This is a genomic window from Streptomyces griseoaurantiacus, assembly GCF_036189845.1.
Lineage (GTDB): Bacteria > Actinomycetota > Actinomycetes > Streptomycetales > Streptomycetaceae > Streptomyces > Streptomyces griseoaurantiacus.
This window is the reverse complement of sequence record NZ_CP108326.1, coordinates 1,485,280-1,505,110: the sequence shown is the minus strand read 5'-3', so window position 1 is coordinate 1,505,110 and position 19,831 is coordinate 1,485,280. Positions and strand designations below refer to the sequence as shown.

Here is a 19,831-nt window from a genome sequence, read left to right as displayed (position 1 = left end):
CGATGCCGCAGCTCAACGTCGTTTTTCCGGTCTCCGCCCCACATCCAGCACACCACCGGGGGAAGTGTCGTGTTCGGAATCGTTCGCCCCTGCCGGCACCGGCTCAGCGAGGGGCTCAGAAATCAGTGGATGGCCCACTTGTGCGGGCTGTGCCTGGCGCTGCGCCAAGACCACGGACAATTCGCGAGGGTCGCGACAAATTACGACGGCCTTCTCATATCGGTGTTGACGGAGGCTCAGTCCGCGCCCGCCGCCGGAGCCCGGCGCCTCGCGGGACCCTGCCCGCTGCGCGGCATGCGGACGGCCTCCGTCGCCCGGGGCGAGGGGGCCCGGCTCGCCGCCGCCGTCTCGCTGGTGCTCGCCTCCGCCAAGGTGCGCGACCACGTCGCCGACGGGGACGGGCTGCTGGCCCGCCGGCCGGTGGCCCTCGCCGCCCGCCGGATCGCCGCGAACTGGGGACGCGCGGGCGCCCGCGGCGGACACGAGGTCGGCTTCGACACGGCACTGCTCCTCGACGCCGTGGAGCGGCAGGCGGGCATCGAGGCGCTCGCCGGGCCCGGCACGCCCCTGCTGACGGTCACCGAGCCCACCGAGACGGCCACCGCGGCCGCGTTCGCGCACACCGCGCTGCTCGCCGGGCGCCCGGCCAACGCGGAGCCGCTCGCCGAGGCGGGCCGGCTCTTCGGGCGGCTCGCGCACCTGCTGGACGCGGTCGAGGACCAGGTCGAGGACGCCGCCACCGGCGCCTGGAACCCGCTCACCGCGACCGGCACCTCCACGGCCGAAGCGCGCCGGCTCGCCGAGGACGCGCTGCACGGGATCCGGCTGGCGCTGCGCGAGGTGGAGTTCACCGATCCGGCGCTGGCCCACCTGCTCCTCGTGCACGAACTGCCGCGCTCGGTGGACCGGGCGTTCGGGACGGAGTCGTGCGGGCACGACGGCCACGACGGGGATGCCGGACGCGCGGCGGGCGCCGGCCCGGTGTGGGGTGCCTTCGGGCCCCCGCAGCCGCCGTACGGGGCGCCGCAGCAGCCCTACGGTCCCCCGCAGTCGCCGTACGGGCCGCCGTTCGGCCCGCCGGAGCCGCCGCGGCCGCCGGAGAAGCGGGGCTGGCTCGCCGGGTGCGCGGTTGCCACGGGGCTGTGCTGCACCTGCCGGGTGTGCTGTGCCGACGAGTACGAGGGGCCCTGGTCGCGCAAGAAGCGGGAGGGGTGCCTCAGCAACTGCGACTGCGACTGCTGCGATGCCTGCGACTGTTGCGATTGCTGTGACTGCTGCTCCTGCTGCGACTGCTGAGGACACGTAGGCGGTTCCGGTCCCGGTGGGAACCGGTGACGAACCGATGGCGCCGGTTTCGCGCGCACTGTCATGTCCTGTCATGGATCGTCACGAGCTGTCATAAACATGCGCATATGGCAGGGTTGGCCGCATGACGACGGACGCACCCGACGCGTGGAAGCAGTGGCAGGAAAACCGGCTGGAGGCGGTCTCGGCCCCCTACGGGCCCCTCACGCCGACCGGCATCCACTGGATCGAGGACCTCCCGGACGGTCGAATTCCGGACACCCCCGGCCGGTGGGCCGCCGAGGAGGACGCGGTGGTGCTCACCGCGCGCGCGGAGGACGGCCTGACGGTCGACGGCGGGCCCGCCACCGGCCGGATCCGCCTGACCGCCGACCCCGGGCCGGTCGAGGCGGCCAGGGTGGCGCACGGCGAGCGGCGCCTGGTCGTCCTGCACCGTGAGGACGTCTGGGGCGTCCGCGTCCACGATCCCGCCGCGCCGGCCCGGCGGGAGTTCCGCGGCATCGAGGCCACGCCGTACGACCCGCGCTGGACGGTGCCGGGCCACTTCACCCCGTACGGCGCGCCCCGGACCGTGCGGGTGGAGAACGCGGACGGCCGTTACCGGGGGCTCAGGCTCGGCGGAGTGCTCGCCTTCACGCTCGAGGGGCAGGACCTGACCCTGCAGGTGGCGGTGCGGGAGGACGGCTCGCTGCGGGCCGTCTTCACCGACACCACCGGCGCGGACGGCGGCAGTCACCGCTTCCGCTTCCTGGACGCGCCGGCGCCCGACGCGCAGGGGAGCGCGACGGTGGACTTCAACCGCGCGTACCTCCCCCCGTGCGCCTTCTGCCCCCATTTCCTCTGTCCCCTCCCGCCGCCGGGCAATACGCTGGACGTCGCGATCGCGGCGGGGGAGCGCACCCTGCGCTGACTCGACGCACCGTCATCCCGCACGCCTCCCGCACGTCTCCCACGCGGTCCCGTCACGGTTTCCGCACGCCCTCGCACGGGTTCGTCACGCATCCCGCACTCCTCCCTCTCCGTATGCACACACCTACCGACCGTTCGTGCGCACGGCCGAAAGGCACCCTTGCGCCCGTCCACCGGGTGACCGAATACTGCCCCCACAGCGCTTGTCAGGGACACGGCGTGTTCGTAACCCGGACGCGACGGTCCCCGACTGCGCCTCACCGGGCCCCGACCCCACGCGGGCCCCCGACTTCCCCCCATGGAGGAACGAAAAGTGAGGATCAAGCGCACCACCTCTCGCAGCGGCATGTCGAGACGGACCCGGCTGATCGCCATCGGTTCGACCCTCGTGGCCGCCGCCGCGTTCGCGGTCCCCAGCGCGAACGCGTCCGACACCGCCGCCACCTTCAGCAACGCCCAGCTCACCCGGGCCGGCGGCTCGGTGCTCCAGGCCGACGTCCCGGGCACCGCCTGGGCGGTCGACAAGGCGAACCACCGCGTGGTCGTCACCGTCGACAGCACGGTCTCCGAGTCCGAGATCACCAAGATCAAGCAGGCGGCCGGCAGCGAATCCGGCGCGCTCACCATCAAGCGCACCCCCGGCACGTTCAAGAAGCTGATCGGCGGCGGCGACGCCATCTACGCCAGCAGCTGGCGCTGCTCCCTGGGCTTCAACGTCCAGGACTCGAGCGGGAACTACTACTTCCTGACCGCCGGGCACTGCACCGACGGCGCGGGCACCTGGTGGTCGAACTCCTCCCACTCGACGACGCTCGGCACCACCGCCGGATCCAGCTTCCCCGGCAACGACTACGGCATCGTGCGCTACACCAACAGCTCGGTGAGCAAGGCCGGCTCGGTGGGCAGCGTCGACATCACCAGCGCGGGCACGCCGTCCGTCGGCACCACCGTCTACCGTCGCGGCTCCACCACCGGCATCCACAGCGGCCGGGTCACCGCGCTCAACGCGACGGTCAACTACGGCGGGGGCGACATCGTCTCCGGTCTGATCCAGACCACGGTCTGCGCCGAACCCGGTGACTCCGGCGGTTCGCTGTACTCCAACAGCGGCATCGCCTACGGTCTGACCTCCGGCGGCAGCGGCAACTGCTCCTCCGGCGGAACGACCTTCTTCCAGCCGGTGACCGAGGCCCTGAACGCGTACGGGGTCCACGTGTACTGATCCGGCACGGGTCCGGTACCGATCCGGCGCGGATCCGGTTCCGGCCCTCTGCGGCGCCGGCCGTGTGAGAGCCCCCGTACGTCGCGGTGTCCCGCCGTGACGTACGGGGGCTCGCCGGTGTACGGAGCCCGTCGGCGCACGGGAGTTCGTCCGTGTACGGGGCTCGCCCCGGTGTCCGTCCCGGAGCTACCGTGGGGGAGGACCAGGTGCGGGCGGGTGGCCCCGGCACGCCCCCCGCGGCGCACTCTCGCTGCGGACCCGAGGGGGCCGACATGGTCGAGGAACTGGTGACGGCGGGTGTGGCGCTGGTGTGCGCCGTGGGCGTCTACGTGGCGGCGGGGGCCCGGGTCGTCAAACAGTACGAACGCGGTGTCATCCTGCGGCTGGGCCGATTGCGGTCCGACGTGCGCGGGCCCGGGTTCACGATGGTCGTCCCGTTCGTGGACAAGCTCCGCAAGGTCAACATGCAGATCGTGACGATGCCGATCCCCGCGCAGGAGGGGATCACGCGGGACAACGTCACGGTGCGGGTGGACGCGGTCGTGTACTTCCGGGTGACCTCGGCGGCCGACGCCGTCATCCGGGTCGAGGACTACCGGTTCGCCGTCTCGCAGATGGCGCAGACCTCGCTGCGGTCGATCATCGGCAAGAGCGATCTCGACGACCTGCTCTCCAACCGGGAGAAGCTCAACCAGGGGCTGGAGCTGATGATCGACAGCCCCGCGGTGGAGTGGGGGGTCACGATCGACCGGGTGGAGATCAAGGACGTGTCGCTGCCCGAGACGATGAAGCGGTCGATGGCCCGGCAGGCGGAGGCGGACCGGGACCGGCGGGCGCGGGTCATCAACGCGGACGGCGAGCTGCAGGCCTCGAAGAAGCTCGCGGAGGCGGCGGCGCAGATGGCGGACCAGCCGGCGGCGCTGCAGTTGCGGTTGCTGCAGACGGTGGTGGCGGTGGCGGCGGAGAAGAACTCCACGCTGGTGCTGCCGTTCCCGGTGGAGCTGCTGCGGTTCCTGGAGCGGGCGCAGCAGGGGACGACGCCGGGGGCGGGGCCGACGGCGGCGCCGCCGGAGGGGTAGGCGAGGGCTCCGCCCCTCGGCCCCGTACGCCATCCGCCCTCTATGCCATCCGGCCCGTACGCCATCCGCCCCCCATGTCATCCGGCCCGTACGCCCTTCGGGCGGGGCGTGGGAGGGCTCGGGTTGAGGGGTGCGCGGGCGGGTGTGGGTGGTGTGTGGTCGGTCGCGCGGTGGCCGGTCGCGCGGTTCCCCGCGCCCCTGGGCATGGCGCCCCCGAGCCACGCCGAGCCACCACCCCTCCACGGTGACGAGTCAGGGGCGCGAGCGCGAGCGCCCCCTCAGAGGCGCGGGGACTGCGCGACAAGCTACGACGCGCCCGCGGTCGAACACGCCCCCTGACCGCCCACACCCTCAGGGGCGGGGAACTGCGTGACCAGCCACGACGCGCCCGCGGTCGAACACGCCCCCCGGCTACCCATCCCCCGAGGGGAGCGTGGGGCGCCCCCCGAAGCCCCCGGACCCCCCCTTTCCCGCAGGTGGGCCCCCGGCTGCGGGTTTCGTACAGTCGTTCGAAGGTGAGGGGTAAGGTGGATAGGGAACTGATGTTCGAGTGGGGCGTGAGGCGCCCGGGAGTCGCGGAGCGGGAGGTGTGGTGTCGTGGTGTTCGCGTTCCCGCATCTGCACACCGCCTCCGGTTTCTCCCTGCGCTACGGCGCCTCGCACCCCGAGCGGCTGGCCGAGCGCGCCGGTGAGCGCGGGATGGACGCCCTCGCGCTCACCGACCGGGACACCCTCGCCGGTGCCGTCCGGTTCACCCGCGCGTGCGTGAAGGCCGGGGTGCGCCCGCTGTACGGCGTGGACCTGGCGGTCGCCCCGTACAGTCCCGCCCGCCCGGGGCGGGAGCGCCGCCGCACCCCCGTCCGGGGCGGCGCCTTCGTCGACGAGTCGGCCCCCCGTGTCACCTTCCTCGCCCGGGACGGGGCCACCGGCTGGGCGGACCTCTGCAGAATCGTTTCCGCGGCCCACGCCGGCCGCACCCCCGGCGACGGCCCCCCGCTGCTGCCCTGGGAGGCCAACCACGGCGAGGGCCTCACCGTGCTGCTCGGCCCCGATTCCGACGTCGGCCGGGCCCTCGCCGCCGGCCGGCCCGACCGTGCCGCCCGGCTGCTCGCGCCCTGGCGCGAGAGGTACGGCGCCGCCCTGCGCCTGGAGGCCGTCTGGCACGGCCGCACCGGCACCGGTCCCGGCTCCCTGCGGCTGGCCGCCCGTACCGTCGGCTTCGCCGCCGAGCAGGGCGTGCGGCCGGTGCTCAGCAATGCCGCGCGCTACGCCGACCCCGGCCTCGGCCCGGTCGCCGACGTCCTGGACGCCGCCCGCCGCATGGTCCCCATCGACCCCGCCAAGGAGCTGGACTCCGGCGAGGCCTGGCTGAAGGACACCGGCGCCATGACCGAGGCCGCCGAGCGGATCGTGGAGGCGGCCGGGTTTCCCCGCGGGGCCGCCCACCACCTGCTGGAGCAGACCCGGGCCACGGCCGCCGAGTGCGTGGTCGACCCCGAGGACGACCTCGGCATCGGCACCGTCCACTTCCCCGAGCCCCACCTCGTCGGCGCCGGGCGCCGCACCGCCCAGCGCACCCTCGCCTCCCGGGCGGCGGCGGGCATGGTCCGCCTCGGCCACGCCGGGCGGCGCGCGTACTGGGAGCGGATGCACCAGGAGCTGGACATCATCGCCCACCACGACTTCGCCTCGTACTTCCTCACCGTCGCCCAGGTCGTGGACGACGTGCGCGGCATGGGCATCCGGGTCGCCGCGCGCGGCTCCGGCGCCGGCTCCCTGGTCAACCACCTCCTCGGCATCGCGCACGCCGACCCGGTCGAGCACGGGCTGCTGATGGAGCGTTTCCTGTCCAAGCGGCGCCCGGTGCTGCCCGACATCGACATCGACGTGGAGTCCGCGCGCCGTATCGAGGTCTACCGGGCGATCATCGACCGCTTCGGCGCCGAGCGGGTCGCCACCGTCGCGATGCCGGAGACGTACCGGGTGCGGCACGCCGTCCGGGACGTGGGCGCGGCGCTGTCCATGGACCCCGCCGAGATCGACCGGATCGCCAAGTCCTTCCCGCACATCCGGGCCCGCGACGTCCGCGCGGCCCTCGACGAACTGCCCGAGCTGCGCGCGCTCGCGGGCGAGCGGGAGCGGTACGGCAGGCTCTGGGAACTGGTGGAGGCTCTCGACGCGCTGCCGCGCGGGATCGCCATGCACCCGTGCGGGGTGCTGCTCTCCGACGCCTCCCTGCGCGACCGCACGCCGGTGGTGCCGACGAGCGGCGAGGGGCTGCCGATGTCCCAGTTCGACAAGGACGACGTGGAGGAGCTCGGGCTGCTCAAACTGGACGTGCTCGGGGTGCGGATGCAGTCGGCGATGGCGCACGCGGTCGCCGAGGTCGAACGCACCAGCGGCGAGCGGATCGACCTGGACGCGGTGCCTCCGGGCGATCCGGCGACGTACGGGCTGATCCGGTCCGCCGAGACGCTCGGCTGCTTCCAGATCGAGTCGCCCGGCCAGCGGGACCTGGTCGGCCGGCTCCAGCCCGCGACCTTCCACGACCTGGTGGTCGACATCTCGCTGTTCCGGCCGGGCCCGGTCGCCGCCGACATGGTGCGGCCCTTCATCGAGGCACGGCACGGCCGGGCCCCGGTCCGCTACCCGCACCCCGACCTGGAGGGACCGCTGAAGGAGACGTACGGCGTCGTCGTCTTCCACGAGCAGATCATCCATATCGTGCACACCCTGACCGGCTGCGGGCTCGACGAGGCCGACCGGGTGCGGCGCGGGCTGTCCGACCCCGAGGCGCAGGGCCGCATCCGGGTCTGGTTCGCGCAGCAGGCGGCCGCGCGCGGGTACGGGGCGGAGACGATCGCGCGCACCTGGGAGATCGTCGAGGCCTTCGGCAGCTACGGCTTCTGCAAGGCGCACGCGGTGGCCTTCGCGGTGCCCACGTACCAGTCGGCCTGGCTCAAGGCCCATCACCCGGCCGCCTTCTACGCGGGGCTGCTCACCCATGACCCCGGGATGTACCCCAAGCGGCTGCTGCTCGCGGACGCCCGGCGGCGGGGGGTGCCGGTGCTGCCGCTGGACGTGAACCGCTCGGGCGTCGCCCACCGTATCGAACTGGTGTCCGAGGGAGAGGGGCGTGCGGGAGCCTGGGGACTGCGGCTCGCCCTCTCGGACGTGCACGGCATCAGCGAGGCCGAGGCCGCCCGCATCGCCGCCGGGCAGCCGTACGCCTCCCTGCTCGACTTCTGGGAACGCGCCCGGCCCAGCAGACCCGTCGCCGGACGGCTCGCACAGGTCGGCGCGCTGGACGCGTTCGGCGCCAACCGGCGCGACCTGCAACTGCACCTGACCGAACTGCACCGGGGCGCCCGGGGCGGGGGCGGCGGGCAGCTCCCGCTGGCCGGGGGCCGCCGGACCGCCTCCGCCGGGCTGCCCGATCTGTCCGAGGAGGAACGGCTCAGCGCCGAACTGGGTGTGCTCTCCATGGACGCCTCGCGCCATCTGATGGACGACCACCGCGCCTTCCTCGACGAGCTGCGCGTGCTGTCCGCACGAAGGCTGCGCGAGGCACGGCACGGTGAGACGGTGCTGGTCGCGGGCGCCAAGGCGGCCACCCAGACCCCGCCGATCCGCTCCGGCCGCCGGGTCATCTTCACCACCCTCGACGACGGCACCGGACTGGTCGACCTGGCCTTCTTCGACGACTCCCACGACACCTGCGCCCACACCGTCTTCCACTCCTGGCTGCTGCTGGTGCGCGGAGTCGTCCAGCGGCGCGGGCCGCGCAGCCTGAGCGTGGTGGGCGCGGCCGCCTGGAACCTCGCGGAACTACTGGAGATACGCCGCCGGGAGGGCCTCGAAGGGGTGGCGGCCCGGCTGGCGGAGACGGGGACCGCGGGCGCCGACGGGGACGGCGGCCGCGCGGACGGCGGCACCACCGGGGGCCCGGGCGGCCGGGTCCGGGCGGAGGCGGTCGCGGGCTCCGACGGGCTGCCGCGCCCGACCGGGTCCGCCGCCCAGGACGCGATGGAGCGCCGGCGGCGGGCGAAGGAACGGCGGAAGGAGACCGAGGGGGCGGAGGGGGCCGAGGGAACGAGGGGGGCCGGGGGGACGGAGGGGACCGAAAGAGCCGAGGAGGCACGGGACGGGGACGAGGACCGGGGCGACGGCCGGGGGCGGCGCATCCGGATGGCCACGGGGTACGAGATGCACCCCTGGGCCGATCTGCGCCCCGCGGGCGAGGGCCCGCCGGGCGGAAGGAAACTGTGGCACCAGAGTCCGGGGAGTGCGGGATGACCATCCTCTGCGTACGTTTCCACCTGTCATCGGCGGACGAGGCGGCCCTGCCGGGGCTGCTCGGGCTGCTGGAGGAGTTCACCCCCGTCGTCGAGGCGCTGCCGCCGGACACGGCGCTGGTCGATCTGCGCGGCGCCGAGCGCTACTTCGGGCGGGACGCCGTCGAACTGGCGCGGCTCATCCGGGTGCGCGCGCTCGCGCACCACGGCGTCGACTGCGCGATCGGCGCCGGACCCGGCCCGATGCTGGCCCGCATGGCGCTGCGGGAGGCCGCGCCGGGCGCGGTCGTCGCCGTACCGGAGGCGGCCGGCGCGGTGACGGAGTTCCTGGCCGGACGGCCGGTGCGGGTGCTGCCCGGTGTCGGCGGCAGCACCGCCCGCACGCTGTGCGAGTACGGGCTCGACACGGTGGGCAGGGTCGCCGCCGCGCCGCCGGCCACGCTGCAGCGGTTGGTCGGCGCGAAGGCGGGACGGGAACTGCACGAGAGGGCGAACGGCCTCGACCGGGGACGGGTGGTCCCGAACGCGGTCGCGCGCTCCCTCGCCACCGAACGTCCCTTCGACCTGGACGAGATCGACCCCGGACGGCACCGGCGCGCCCTGCTCTCGGCCGCCGAGGAACTGGGCGCCCGGCTGCGCGCCGAGGAACAGGTGTGCAGGACCCTGACCCTGACCGTCCGCTACGCCGACCGCTCCGCGACCGTCCGCAGCCGGGCCCTGGCGGAGCCGACCGCGCACTCGGCGGCGCTCACCAGGACCGCGTACCGCCTGTACGAGGCGCTCGGCCTGCAACGCGCCCGGGTGCGGGGCCTCGCGCTGCGCGCGGAGGGGCTGACCCCCGCCGAACGGGCCGCGCACCAGCTCACCTTCGACCCGGTGGACGAGAAGGTCCGCCGCATCGAGGAGGTGGCGGACCGGGTCCGGGCGAAGTTCGGCCCCGGCGCGATCGGCCCGGGCTCGCTGGCGGCCTGACGGAGCCGGTACGGGACGGCCCTCAGTTGGCCCAGGGCGGGTTGAGCCGGGTGCCGTCGGCGAGTTCGGCCTCCAGGCCGATGGTGGTGGTGACCCAGGTGACGGCGGTGCGGCCGGTGGGGTTCTCGACCCCGAAGGCCGCGCCCGGGGTGACGATCACGGTGTCGCCCGCGAGGACCCGCTCGGTGCGCCCGTCCAGGGTGACGAGCAGTTCGCCGTCGAGCAGGTGGAAGATCTCCTCCCGGCTGACGGTGTGCGTCGGCGCCTTCGTCCCGGCGGGGATCTCGCCCCGCCAGGCGCACAGCTCCCTGCTGCCGGTGCGCGGGGCGGCGTGGGAGACGAAGCGGGCGCCGTGGATCTCGTGGGTCACGGCCTCGGACGGACGGACGACGGGCATGGGGGCCTCCGGAGGAGAAGGGGGCGGGCAGGAGCGGGGCGGATATTTGGTCAAGTCGCTTGACCAAATGCCCCGCCCTTATGGTCAAGCAGCTTGACCAATTCGTCAAGGGTGTTCTAATGCCACCGTGGAGAACTCCGAGGCCCTGGCCCTGTCCGCCGCCCTGCTCGCCGCCGCCGGCGATCTCACCCAGCGCATCCACGCGGGGGTCCTCGCCCGGGGCTTCGAGGGGCTGCGGCCCGCCCACGGCTTCGCCTTCGCCCGGCTCGCCCCGGACGGGGCGACGGTCACCGATCTCGCCGCGCACCTCGGGGTCACCAAGCAGGCAGCCAGCCAGCTCGTCGAGGAACTGGCGCGCAAGGGCTACGTCGAACGACGGCCGCACCCGGAGGACGCGCGGGCACGGCTCGTGGTGATGACCGAACGCGGCTGGGCCTGTGCCCGGGCCGCGGAGGAGGCCGCGGCGGAGGCGGTGCGGCCCTGGGCCGCGCTGCTGGGGGAGCAGGGGGTGCGGCACCTGCGTACCGCGCTGCTGGCGGTGGCGCCCGGCGGGCCGGTGCGGCCCACCTGGTGATGAGGTACGGCGGTGGCCGCGCCGACCGGCGGACCGGTGGGCCCGGGAACGCGGACGGGGTCCGCCCGGCCTGAGCCGCCGGGCGGACCCCGAGTTCCCGTGCCGGCCGCTCAGCGGCCGTGGCGGCCCGCGTGGCCCACGCGGCGGCGGACCGAGGCGAAGAGGGCCGCGGCACCGAGCGCGAGGGCGGCGGCGCCGCCGATCGCGACGTACGCCGTGCGCCCGTCGGCGCCCGTCTCGGCGAGGTTCCCGGAGGCGCCGTCGGCCGCGGGCCGGTTGGCCGGGGTGTCCTCGGCGGCCGTGCCGCCCGCAGTGCCGCCGGTACCGGCGCCGCCCGAACCCTCGGCGGCCTCGGCGCGGCGGGGCTCGGCCGAGGTGCGGGCGTCGTCGTCGCCGTGGCCGTGGTGCTCGATCGTCGACTTGTCGGCACCGGCCTCGATCTGCCGGTCGGTGGGGGCGGAGGCGGCCGGCGCGGGAGCCGCCGCCCCCTCCGAGCCGCCGTTCCTGCCGCTGCCGCTGCCGCTGCCGCCCGCGCCGCCGCTCCCGCCGAAGTCGACGTCGGAGCAGGAGTAGAACGCCTCCGGGCTGTCCGAGCGCTGCCAGATCGCGTAGAGGAGCTGCTTCCCGGAGCGCTGGGGGAGAGCACCGGAGAAGGTGTAGAAACCGTTGACCGGGGCCGGGTCGGTGGCGCTCGCGACCGGGTGGTCGAGGTCCAGGTCCTTCCAGGCGAGCGGCTTGGCGGGGTCGTAGCCCGGCTTGGTGACGTAGACCTTGAAGGTGCCCTTGTGGGGCGCGGTGACCCGGTACCTGAAGGTGTACGCGCCGCTCTTCACGGAGGTGGCGGGCCAGTCGGCGCGGGCCAGGTCGAGGCCCTTGAACTCCTCGTTGCCCGCGCTGCACAGCTTGCCGTCGGGGATGAGGGCCTGGTGCCGGCCGCCGGCGTCGCCGATGCGGATGCCGTTCCAGTCGTAGAGCGCCTGGGTGCCGCCCGCGGCGACCGCCGCCCGGCAGGCGGCCGACTTCGGGGACTCCGGGCCCTCGGCGTAGCACTGGGCCACCCGGCTGACGGGATCGCCCATCGTGCCGTGCGCGGCGGCCGGAGCGGCGGCGAGGGCGGTCAGGGCGAGGGGGGTGCCGCCGACGAGGGCGAGTACGGCGGCATGGCGACGGCGGCCTGCGGGCATGGGGGGCTCCTCGGGGGTCCTGAGCGGCGGGTGCGGTCAGCAAACTAGCCGCGCGGGACCGGGCGAATCCCCTGTTCGAGGCCGAGGAGCGGATCCTTATGCTCGCGTTAAGGGAGTGCTCAGACCGGCATCAGGTAGAGCCCCCCGCGTGAGCCCGGGCAGGGACTCCGCCCCCTGGATCCGGGAGGGCGGAGGCGCAGGGCCGGGGCGGCTCAGCCGTCCGGCCACCAGGTCCGGTGGATGTCCTTGCGGACCTCGGGGCGCTCGGCGGGGCGCTCGTCGGCCTCCTCCCGCACACGGCGGGAGTCCGACTTCCTCAGGGGCTTCTGCACGGTCGTCCGGCGCATGGCTGCCTCCTCCGAGATCACCAGGTCCCGCGTCACCACGGGTCTGGACCTCTACCCGGAGCGTGGCCCATCCCACCCTCCCTGTCAGTAACGCTTGTCACGATCGGGCCGTCAGTGCTGTCAGTGGCGACTGCCATGCTGACTCGATGCACACCCACAGTGAGGAAAAAGCGCCCTCCGGTGACGACTGGGAGGCACTGGCCGCCACCTTCGACGAGGAGCCGGACCACGGGCTGGGCGATCCGCGCATCCGTGCCGCCTGGGTCGGACGGCTGCGGCGGTGGCTGCCCGGGAGCCCTGGTGACCTGCTCGACCTCGGCTGCGGCACGGGCAGTCTCTCGCTGCTCGCCGTCGAGGCGGGGCACCGGGTCACCGGCGTCGACGCGTCCCCGGCCATGCTCGACCGGGCCCGCGCCAAGCTCGCCGGGCGGGACGCGGAGTTCCTGCGCGGGGACGCGGCGGCCCCGCCCGTGGGCGGGCGGCGGTTCGACGCGGTGCTCGTCCGCCATGTGCTGTGGACGCTGCCCGATCCGGCGGCCGCGCTGCGGCACTGGCACGGGCTGTTGCGGTCCGGTGGCCGGATGGTGCTGGTCGAGGGCGTGTGGGGCACGGTGAGCCCGGTCGGCATACCGGCCGACCGGGTCACCGGGCTGCTGACACCGCTCCTGGCTCACGTGGAGGTGGAGCGGCTGTCGGGCGATGCCCGGCTGTGGGGGCGGGAGGTGGGGGACGAGCGGTACGCGGTGGTGGCCGTCAGCTGAGCAGTTCCCGGAACGCCGGCCCGGCGGCCAGCGCCTCCAGGGTGTCCAGCGCGGTGAGCGCGGCCCGGGCGGCCTCGGGGTCGGTCCGGGCGAGGCCGCTCTGCTCGAACTCGTCCTCGTCCAGCCGGAGGACCGTCGCGCCGTCCGCCGAGCGCCACAGGTCCAGGTCCAGGTCCTCCGAGAGGAGCTCCGTGCCGGTCAGCACGGCGGGCCTGGCGATGTCGCAGTACCAGCCCTTCAGCGTGCCGTCGCCGGCGCGGACCTCCTTCACCGCGTACCAGCGGTCGCGCCAGAAGTGCTCGGTGAGGACGTCACCCGGTGCGAAGCGGACGAAACCGAAGTCGCGTACGCCGGGGCTCGCCCAGGGGGCCCGCACGGTGATCCGGCGGCCGTCGTCGGCGAGGAGGTCCGCGGCGTAGCGCATCTTCGTGCGGCCCGCCTTGCGCAGCACCACCTCGATCCGCCCGGCCGCCTCAGGCGCCCGGTCAGCCGAAGGCGCGGACATGGTGCACCTCCGTCCCGCAGATCTCGTACCCGAACCACTTGTTGATCGCCAGCATCGGTCCGTTGCCGTCGTCGTTGCCCGTCAGGGCCTCGGTGAAGCCGGCGGCGCGGGCGCGGTGCAGGGAGTCGTTCTTGGCGAGCTTGGCCAGGCCTCTGCCCCGGTATGCGCGGGCCGTGCCCGTCATCATCGTGCCGTAGCGGGTGCCGCTGTTCGTGCGGACCATGGTGAACGCCGCCGGGCGGCCCTCGACGAGTACCACCGACGTCAGTTCCTTGCTGGTCAGTGGGTGGTTCCAGGTCCCCCGCAGCCAGGACTCGTAGTCCGTCAGCTCGTAGTCGATGTCGCTGGGCTCGTCCGCCATGGTCTCCGCGTCGAGAGCGAACAGCGGACGGGGGTCGGACACGAAGTCGGTGCCGGGGATCACCTCCACGCCGGGCGGCGCGGACTGCAGCGGCGGCAACGAGCCCTCCGTGAGGTCCAGCCGGAGGAAGTGCGCGGAGCGGCCCGGCCGGTAGCCGCGCCGCTCGGCGAACGCGCGGTTGGCGGGCGTGTCCAGGACCCAGGAGTACACGTCCCGCGCCCCCACCTCCCGCAGCCGTTTCTCGGCGGCCCGCACCAGCGCCGTGCCCGCGCCGCGGCCCTCGTGGCTCGGCCGTACGTAGATGTTGAGATAGGCCTGGCCGGGCTGGGGGCTGTCGTGCACGAGGCCGACCTGGGCCGAGCCCACCGCCTCGCCGTCCACCCGCGCCAGCAGCGGCTCGTAGTGCGCCTCGGGAGGGGAGTGCAGCAGGTCGTGGGCGAGGGCCTCACCGGTCATCAGGATGAAGGGGAGCGCCTCCTCGCGGATGCGGGCGAAGGCCTCGCAGTCCTCGGAAGCGTCGGGACGCAGGTGGTGCACGGTCACGGACGGATCGCTACTCATGTGAGGGCACGGTACGAGGAAGGGCGGCGGGGGCGCCTTTGAATTTCGCGCCGTCGGGCGCCGGTTCGCTGTTCCCGGGGGTGCGCTCCGGGCGACAATCGGTGCGTGAGCCTGAAGATCGACATCATTGACAGTACGGAGGGCGGCGCGCCCTACGAGCAGGTGCGCGCCCGGATCGCCGAGCAGGCACGGTCGGGGGCGTTGCCGGTGGGCTACCGGCTGCCGACGGTGCGGGGCCTCGCCGAGACCCTCGGCCTCGCCGCGAACACGGTCGCCAAGGCCTACCGGGCGCTGGAGGCCGACGGCGTGATCGAGACGCGGGGCCGCAACGGCACCTATGTGGCGGCCGCCGGTTCCGCCGCGGAGCGGACCGCCGCGAGCGCCGCGCAGGAGTACGCCGAGCGGGTGCGAAGGCTGGGTCTGGGGGAGGACGAGGCGCTGGCCGCCGTGCGGGACGCCCTGCGGGCGGCGTACGGGGAGAGGTGAGGAGCAGGTCGGCAGCGCGCCGCTCAGCGCGGGGGACGGGGGCTCATGGGCGGCAGGTGGTGGGGGGTGCGGGTCACCGTCCGGCCCGCCGCCCGCGCCGTCCGGGCGAAGAGCATCGCGTCCAGGACGGCCGCGCCCCGCGGGTCGTTGTTGAAGTAGGCGTACACGTCCGACTCGTCCGGCCACGCCTCGCCGACGCGCCCCACCCAGCTCGACAGGGACTGCCGGCCGTAGTGCGGGCTGCGGCGGGCCCGGCCGGAGTGGAAGCGGACGTATCCCCAGTCGGCCGTGCGCCACAGCGGGGTGACCGGGCGGGAGAGGACGTCCGCCCAGCACAGGGCGGCGGCCCGCGCGGTGAGGACGTCCCGGACCGCCGGGGTCCACCAGGACTCGTGGCGCGCTTCGACGGCCACACGGGTGCCGGCCGGGAAGCGGGCCAGGCAGTCGTCGAGGAGGCCGGTGTCGGCGCGGAGGGTGGGCGGGAGCTGGAGCAGTACGGGACCCAGGCGGTCGCCCAGGCCCTCGGCGTGGGTCATCAGGCGCCGTACGGGTTCCTCGGGATCGCGGAGGCGTTTGACGTGGGTGAGGAACCGGCTCGCCTTGACGGCGACGACGAAGTCGGACGGGGTGCGCTCGCGCCAGCGTGCGAAGGTCTCGCGGCTGGGGAGACGGTAGAAGGCGTTGTTGATCTCCACGGTGGCGAAGCGGCCGGCGTACTCCTCCAGCCAGCGGCCGGTGGGCAGGCCCGGGGGGTAGAGGACGTCGCGCCAGTCCTTGTACTGCCAGCCGGAGGTGCCGACGAAGAGGGGCATACGGGTATGTAAGCACCCGGGGTCGTGCGGGGGCCGGTTTTCTTCCCCGCGGTTCCCGCCCCCCGGCCGTTCCCGTCAGCCCTGGCCCTCCCCTCCCCGGGCGCTTCCGTCGGCCCGGCCGTTCCCGCCCCCCGGCCCCTCACAGGTACAGGCCCGACTCCGCGTCCCGCTGGTCCGGCACCGAGGTCGGGCTGGTGCCGCGGCGCAGGGCGTAGAGCTCGGCCAGGGTGGCGCCCTCGCGGGAGACGGACTCCTCGCGGCCGGGGAACTCGCTGCCGAGCCAGCCGAGCGCCTCGGGGCGGGTCAGCGGGCCCACCTCGATCCGCGCCAGGCACCGTCCGGGGCGCACGACGGCCGGGTGGAGGCGTTCGAGGTCCTCGTTGGTCGTCACGCCCACCAGGACGTTGCGGCCCTGGCCGAGCAGTCCGTCCGTGAGGTTGAGCAGCCGGGACAGCGCCTGGCCCGCCATGGTCCGGGCCTCGCCGCGGATCAGCTCGTCGCAGTCCTCCAGGAGCAGCAGCCGCCAGCGTCCCTTGCCGCCCGCGTCCTCCTCGCCGATCGCGATGTCCATGAGGTAGCCGACGTCCCCGAACAGCCGCTCGGGGTCGAGGACGCAGTCCACCTGGCACCAGTCCCGCCAGGAGCGGGCCAGGGTGCGCAGCGCGGAGGTCTTGCCCGTGCCCGGCGGGCCGTGCAGCAGGAGCAGCCGGCCCGCGATGTCCTCGGGGGTCGTCTTCATCAGCCGGTCCATGGCCTCCGCCACCGGTGCCGTGTAGTTGCCCCGCACCTCCTCCCACGTGCCCGCCGAGATCCGGCGTGTGGTGCGGTGCGGGCCGCGCCGCGGGGACACGTACCAGAACCCCATCGTCACGTTCTCCGGCTGGGGCTCGGGCTCGTCGACGGCGCCGTCCGTGGCCTGGGCCAGCACCTTTTCCGCGAGTTCGGCGGTGATCGCGGTGACCGTGACGTCGGCGCCCCGGTTCCAGCGGGAGATCAGCAGCGTCCAGCCCTCGCCCTCGGCGAGGATCGCGCTGCGGTCGTCGTCCCGGGCCGTGCGCAGGACGCGGGCGTCCGGGGGGAGCAGGGTGGCGCCCGTGCGCACCCGGTCGATGGTGGCCGCATGGGAGCAGGGCTGCTCGCCCGTCGCGAAACGGCCGAGGAACAGCGCGTCGACGACGTCGGACGGGGAGTCGGAGTCGTCGACGTTGAGCCGGACCGGCAGGATGCCGTACGGGTCGTCGTACGGCTGCCCCGGTTGCGGCTGCGGCTGCGGCTTGTCGGGCGGGTTCGCGGACATGTCGCCATGATCCGTCAGGAAGCCCGCCCGCGCACCGGATTTCCCGCGCCCGGCCCGTCGGGCTCCGCCGGCCCGCGCCCCGGCCCTCCGCACACGTGTCAACCCGGGGCCCGGGAGCCGTTCACCGGTACAGGTGAGACGTCCCACGGGTCGCTCGAGGGTGCCTTCGTGCAGGTGACCGTCGGTCGTACGGGGTTTGAACACTCGTCAACAATTTTGGCATGAGCACTTCCAGTCAACACGCGTAGCTGGTACCACGGTTGTCGCAGAGATCCTGCTAAAGGGAGGTTCCATGAGACGTTCCCGAATCGCGGCATACGTGACCTCGCTCCTCCTCGCCGTCGGCCTCACCCTCACCGGGGCGGCCACGGCACAGGCGTCCTCGGTCGCGGCCGGCACCGACTACGTGGCCCTCGGCGACTCCTACTCCTCAGGCGTCGGCTCGGGCAGCTATCTGAGCTCCGGCGGCGACTGCAAGCGCAGCACCAAGTCCTACCCGTACCTGTGGCAGGCCGCCCACTCGGTCTCCTCGTTCAGCTTCCTCGCCTGCTCCGGCGCCACCACCAGCGACGTCATGTCGGGTCAGCTCTCCACCCTCACCTCGGCCACCGACCTCGTCTCGATCAGCGTCGGCGGTAACGACGCCGGCTTCGCCGACGTCATGACGACCTGTGTGCTCCAGTCCGACGCCACCTGTCTGGCCCGCATCGACACCGCCAGGGCGTTCGTCGACTCCACGCTCCCGGGCCGCCTCGACACCGTCTACTCCGCCATCCGTGCCAAGGCCCCCGCCGCCCGCGTGGTGGTCCTCGGCTATCCGCGCTTCTACCGGCTCGGCACCACCTGCCTCGGCCTCTCCGCGACCAAGCGCGCCGCCATCAACGACGCCGCCGACCGGCTGGACGCCGCCCTCGCCAAGCGCGCGGCCGACCACGGCTTCGCCTTCGGCGACGTCCGCACCACCTTCACCGGTCACGAGCTGTGCTCGGGATCGGCGTGGCTGCACAGCCTCGAACTGCTCGACATCGGCGAGTCGTACCACCCCACCGCCGCCGGACAGTCCGGCGGTTACCTCCCCCTCCTCAACAGCCTGGCCTGACCGGCCCGTTCCGCCGCACCGGGGCCCGTCCGCGATCCACGCGGGCGGGCCTCAGCCGTACGAGGAGGTCGGCGTGGCCCCCGGCGCCGAAGTGGAGGGGGTGGCACTCGTGCACGTCACGGACAGGGGGAGGGAATTGGACGTGGTGTGCACGGGGGAGCGGACCTCGGCCCAGACCCGGTTCCCGGGACCCGTGGGGCGGACGGCGAGGGAGTCCGCCACCCGCACGCTCCGCGCGCCGAGGGCCACCGACCTCGTCCGCCAGTCCGAGACCGGGCCGCCCCGGCTGTTCCAGCGGTACTCCACCGTCGCGGGCGCCCGGCCCACGGTGATGTCCACCCGGAGGTCGAGGGTGTGGCGGCCCTCCTCGCAGGCCCCGGAATAGGGATGACCGCCGCTGATCGTCACCTTCACCGACTGCGCCGGGGCAGCCGAGGAGGTGCTCCGGCGGTGGCTCGGGACGGCTCCGTCCCCGCTTTCGGCGGTGCTCTCCCGCGCGGTGCTCCCGCCCCCGGTCTCCGCCCGGCGCGTCGCACCACTCCCCTTCGCGTCCGGATCGTCGCCGTCCCGGTGGAGCAGGCCGTACGTCAGCCCCGCGAGCGCCAGGACCAGCACGACGATCCCGGTGACGAGGACGAGGACCGTACGGCGCTCGCGCCGAGGAGGCGGGGCCGGCGAGGCGGGCGACGGCGACGGGGAGGGCGCCGCCGCCGTCGGAGCGGTGCCCTCGTACCCGGCCGTGGGCGGTGGGCCGAAGCCCGGGACGGCGGCGGGCGTGGGGGAGTGTGCCGGTCCGCCCGCGTCCGGGGGGTCGCCCGAGCCGATCGCCCGCAGATCCCCCTCGACCCGCTCGGCGGGGGGCCGCCCGGCCGGGTCCTTGCGGAGCAGTCCCTCGATCACCGGCGCCAGCGGGCCCGCCCGGCGCGGCGGGGGCAGCGCCTCGTCGACGACCGCCCGTAGCGTGCTCAGCGGAGTGTCCTGCCGGAACGGGCTCGCACCCTCCACCGCCGCGTACAGCAGCACACCGAGGGACCACAGGTCCGACTCCGGCCCGGGGTCCCGGCCCAGCGCGCGCTCGGGCGCGAGGAACTCGGGGGAGCCGATCACCTCGCCGGTCATGGTCAGCGCGGAACTGCCCTCGACGCGGGCGATCCCGAAGTCCGTGAGGACCACCCGGCCGTCGTTCGCCATGAGCACGTTGCCCGGCTTGACGTCCCGGTGCAGCACCCCTGCCGCGTGCGCCGCCCGCAGCGCGGACAGCACCTCCGCGCCGATCGCCGCCGCCCGGCGGGGCGGCAGCGGGCCCTCGGCGTCCAGCAGATCGGCGAGGGTGAGACCGCGGACCAGCTCCATCACGATCCACGGCCGACCGTCCTCCGCGGCCACGTCGTACACCGTCACCACATTGGGGTGCGCGACCCGGGCCGCCGCCCACGCCTCCCGCTCCAGCCGGGCGTACATCCGCTCCCGCTCCGGCGCCGTCAGCCAGTCGGGGGCGCGCACCTCCTTGACCGCGACCTCCCGCCGCAGCACCTCGTCGCGGGCCCGCCACACCGTCCCCATGCCGCCCTCGCCGAGCGGGGACAGCAGCCGGTAGCGTCCCGCGACCACACGCTCACGACCCGGTTCTCCGTCGGACACGTGCGTCCCCCCGTCGTGTCGAGC

Annotated in this window: 18 protein-coding genes; 10 read left to right on the top strand and 8 right to left on the bottom strand. The window is 74.4% G+C overall.

Features of this window, described 5'->3' with window-relative positions:
* Positions 1–69: 69 nt before the first annotated feature.
* The 6 genes from OHB09_RS06835 (at position 70) to OHB09_RS06810 (ending at position 9,782) form a co-directional block, all read left to right on the top strand.
* Positions 70–1,296: a DUF5685 family protein gene (locus OHB09_RS06835; protein ID WP_328921724.1), complete on the top strand. Its 1,227-nt coding sequence runs from the start codon at positions 70–72 to the stop codon at positions 1,294–1,296.
* Positions 1,297–1,429: 133 nt separating this feature from the next.
* On the top strand, positions 1,430–2,215 hold the full coding sequence (locus OHB09_RS06830; RefSeq protein ID WP_328921723.1) for a DUF1684 domain-containing protein: 786 nt from the start codon (positions 1,430–1,432) through the stop codon (positions 2,213–2,215).
* A 312-nt stretch (positions 2,216–2,527) separates the two neighbouring features.
* Positions 2,528–3,436 carry a S1 family peptidase gene (locus tag OHB09_RS06825; protein WP_006141845.1) on the top strand — a complete coding sequence of 303 codons (909 nt, stop codon included), beginning with the start codon at positions 2,528–2,530 and terminating at the stop codon, positions 3,434–3,436.
* 272 nt (positions 3,437–3,708) lie between these two features.
* Positions 3,709–4,515, top strand: coding sequence for a slipin family protein (locus OHB09_RS06820; RefSeq protein ID WP_006141844.1), 807 nt, complete (start codon positions 3,709–3,711; stop codon positions 4,513–4,515).
* 600 nt (positions 4,516–5,115) lie between these two features.
* Complete coding sequence (locus tag OHB09_RS06815; RefSeq protein WP_328922995.1) at positions 5,116–8,811, top strand: DNA polymerase III subunit alpha; 3,696 nt, start codon at positions 5,116–5,118, stop codon at positions 8,809–8,811.
* A complete protein-coding gene (locus OHB09_RS06810; RefSeq protein ID WP_191891715.1) occupies positions 8,808–9,782 on the top strand; it encodes a DNA polymerase Y family protein in 975 nt (324 codons plus the stop codon). The genes OHB09_RS06815 and OHB09_RS06810 overlap by 4 nt, the downstream gene beginning before the upstream one ends.
* A gap of 22 nt (positions 9,783–9,804) precedes the next feature.
* Here OHB09_RS06810 and OHB09_RS06805 read toward each other — a convergent pair whose 3' ends face one another.
* A complete protein-coding gene (locus OHB09_RS06805; RefSeq protein ID WP_328921722.1) occupies positions 9,805–10,179 on the bottom strand; it encodes a cupin domain-containing protein in 375 nt (124 codons plus the stop codon).
* A gap of 127 nt (positions 10,180–10,306) precedes the next feature.
* On the opposite strand from OHB09_RS06805, the gene OHB09_RS06800 reads away from it, so the two are divergent.
* Entirely contained in the window at positions 10,307–10,753 is a 447-nt protein-coding gene (locus OHB09_RS06800) for a MarR family winged helix-turn-helix transcriptional regulator (protein ID WP_006141839.1), read from the top strand.
* A gap of 110 nt (positions 10,754–10,863) precedes the next feature.
* Here OHB09_RS06800 and OHB09_RS06795 read toward each other — a convergent pair whose 3' ends face one another.
* Together OHB09_RS06795 and OHB09_RS06790 are read right to left on the bottom strand one after the other, a co-directional pair.
* Complete coding sequence (locus OHB09_RS06795; protein WP_328921721.1) at positions 10,864–11,937, bottom strand: lytic polysaccharide monooxygenase auxiliary activity family 9 protein; 1,074 nt, start codon at positions 11,935–11,937, stop codon at positions 10,864–10,866.
* Positions 11,938–12,149: 212 nt separating this feature from the next.
* On the bottom strand, positions 12,150–12,284 hold the full coding sequence (locus OHB09_RS06790; RefSeq protein WP_006141837.1) for a hypothetical protein: 135 nt from the start codon (positions 12,282–12,284) through the stop codon (positions 12,150–12,152).
* A gap of 146 nt (positions 12,285–12,430) precedes the next feature.
* Here OHB09_RS06790 and OHB09_RS06785 point away from each other — a divergent pair, with 146 nt between their 5' ends.
* Positions 12,431–13,045, top strand: coding sequence for a class I SAM-dependent methyltransferase (locus OHB09_RS06785; RefSeq protein ID WP_234528725.1), 615 nt, complete (start codon positions 12,431–12,433; stop codon positions 13,043–13,045).
* On the opposite strand, the gene OHB09_RS06780 is transcribed toward OHB09_RS06785, so the two are convergent.
* Together OHB09_RS06780 and OHB09_RS06775 are read right to left on the bottom strand one after the other, a co-directional pair.
* On the bottom strand, positions 13,038–13,550 hold the full coding sequence (locus OHB09_RS06780; protein ID WP_006141835.1) for a DUF402 domain-containing protein: 513 nt from the start codon (positions 13,548–13,550) through the stop codon (positions 13,038–13,040). The two genes, OHB09_RS06785 and OHB09_RS06780, sit on opposite strands and share 8 nt — an antisense overlap.
* Positions 13,531–14,472, bottom strand: a complete 942-nt coding sequence (locus OHB09_RS06775; protein ID WP_328921720.1) for a GNAT family N-acetyltransferase — start codon at positions 14,470–14,472, stop codon at positions 13,531–13,533. The genes OHB09_RS06780 and OHB09_RS06775 overlap by 20 nt, the downstream gene beginning before the upstream one ends.
* A 105-nt stretch (positions 14,473–14,577) precedes the next feature.
* Between OHB09_RS06775 and OHB09_RS06770 the strand changes: the two genes are divergently transcribed.
* Complete coding sequence (locus tag OHB09_RS06770; protein ID WP_093592369.1) at positions 14,578–14,958, top strand: GntR family transcriptional regulator; 381 nt, start codon at positions 14,578–14,580, stop codon at positions 14,956–14,958.
* Positions 14,959–14,981: 23 nt separating this feature from the next.
* On the opposite strand, the gene OHB09_RS06765 is transcribed toward OHB09_RS06770, so the two are convergent.
* Both OHB09_RS06765 and OHB09_RS06760 read right to left on the bottom strand, forming a co-directional pair.
* Positions 14,982–15,770, bottom strand: coding sequence for a DUF72 domain-containing protein (locus tag OHB09_RS06765; protein WP_328921719.1), 789 nt, complete (start codon positions 15,768–15,770; stop codon positions 14,982–14,984).
* A 139-nt stretch (positions 15,771–15,909) separates the two neighbouring features.
* On the bottom strand, positions 15,910–17,067 hold the full coding sequence (locus tag OHB09_RS06760) for a DUF5925 domain-containing protein (protein WP_319117161.1): 1,158 nt from the start codon (positions 17,065–17,067) through the stop codon (positions 15,910–15,912).
* A 292-nt stretch (positions 17,068–17,359) separates the two neighbouring features.
* Between OHB09_RS06760 and OHB09_RS06755 the strand changes: the two genes are divergently transcribed.
* A complete protein-coding gene (locus OHB09_RS06755) occupies positions 17,360–18,166 on the top strand; it encodes an SGNH/GDSL hydrolase family protein (protein ID WP_006141830.1) in 807 nt (268 codons plus the stop codon).
* 51 nt (positions 18,167–18,217) lie between these two features.
* Here the strand turns inward: OHB09_RS06755 and OHB09_RS06750 are convergent, their stop codons facing one another.
* Positions 18,218–19,807: a serine/threonine-protein kinase gene (locus tag OHB09_RS06750; RefSeq protein ID WP_328921718.1), complete on the bottom strand. Its 1,590-nt coding sequence runs from the start codon at positions 19,805–19,807 to the stop codon at positions 18,218–18,220.
* Positions 19,808–19,831: the final 24 nt, after the last annotated feature.

Bases quoted from the DNA above. Each gene is read 5' to 3' on its own strand.
- OHB09_RS06830 (WP_328921723.1), top strand. From the start codon at position 1,430: ATGACGACGGACGCACCCGACGCGTGGAAGCAGTGGCAGGAAAACCGG.
- OHB09_RS06820 (WP_006141844.1), top strand. From the start codon at position 3,709: ATGGTCGAGGAACTGGTGACGGCGGGTGTGGCGCTGGTGTGCGCCGTG.
- OHB09_RS06810 (WP_191891715.1), top strand. From the start codon at position 8,808: ATGACCATCCTCTGCGTACGTTTCCACCTGTCATCGGCGGACGAGGCG.
- OHB09_RS06805 (WP_328921722.1), bottom strand. From the start codon at position 10,179: ATGCCCGTCGTCCGTCCGTCCGAGGCCGTGACCCACGAGATCCACGGC.
- OHB09_RS06795 (WP_328921721.1), bottom strand. From the start codon at position 11,937: ATGCCCGCAGGCCGCCGTCGCCATGCCGCCGTACTCGCCCTCGTCGGC.
- OHB09_RS06790 (WP_006141837.1), bottom strand. From the start codon at position 12,284: ATGCGCCGGACGACCGTGCAGAAGCCCCTGAGGAAGTCGGACTCCCGC.
- OHB09_RS06785 (WP_234528725.1), top strand. From the start codon at position 12,431: ATGCACACCCACAGTGAGGAAAAAGCGCCCTCCGGTGACGACTGGGAG.
- OHB09_RS06780 (WP_006141835.1), bottom strand. From the start codon at position 13,550: ATGTCCGCGCCTTCGGCTGACCGGGCGCCTGAGGCGGCCGGGCGGATC.
- OHB09_RS06775 (WP_328921720.1), bottom strand. From the start codon at position 14,472: ATGAGTAGCGATCCGTCCGTGACCGTGCACCACCTGCGTCCCGACGCT.
- OHB09_RS06765 (WP_328921719.1), bottom strand. From the start codon at position 15,770: ATGCCCCTCTTCGTCGGCACCTCCGGCTGGCAGTACAAGGACTGGCGC.
- OHB09_RS06760 (WP_319117161.1), bottom strand. From the start codon at position 17,067: ATGTCCGCGAACCCGCCCGACAAGCCGCAGCCGCAGCCGCAACCGGGG.
- OHB09_RS06755 (WP_006141830.1), top strand. From the start codon at position 17,360: ATGAGACGTTCCCGAATCGCGGCATACGTGACCTCGCTCCTCCTCGCC.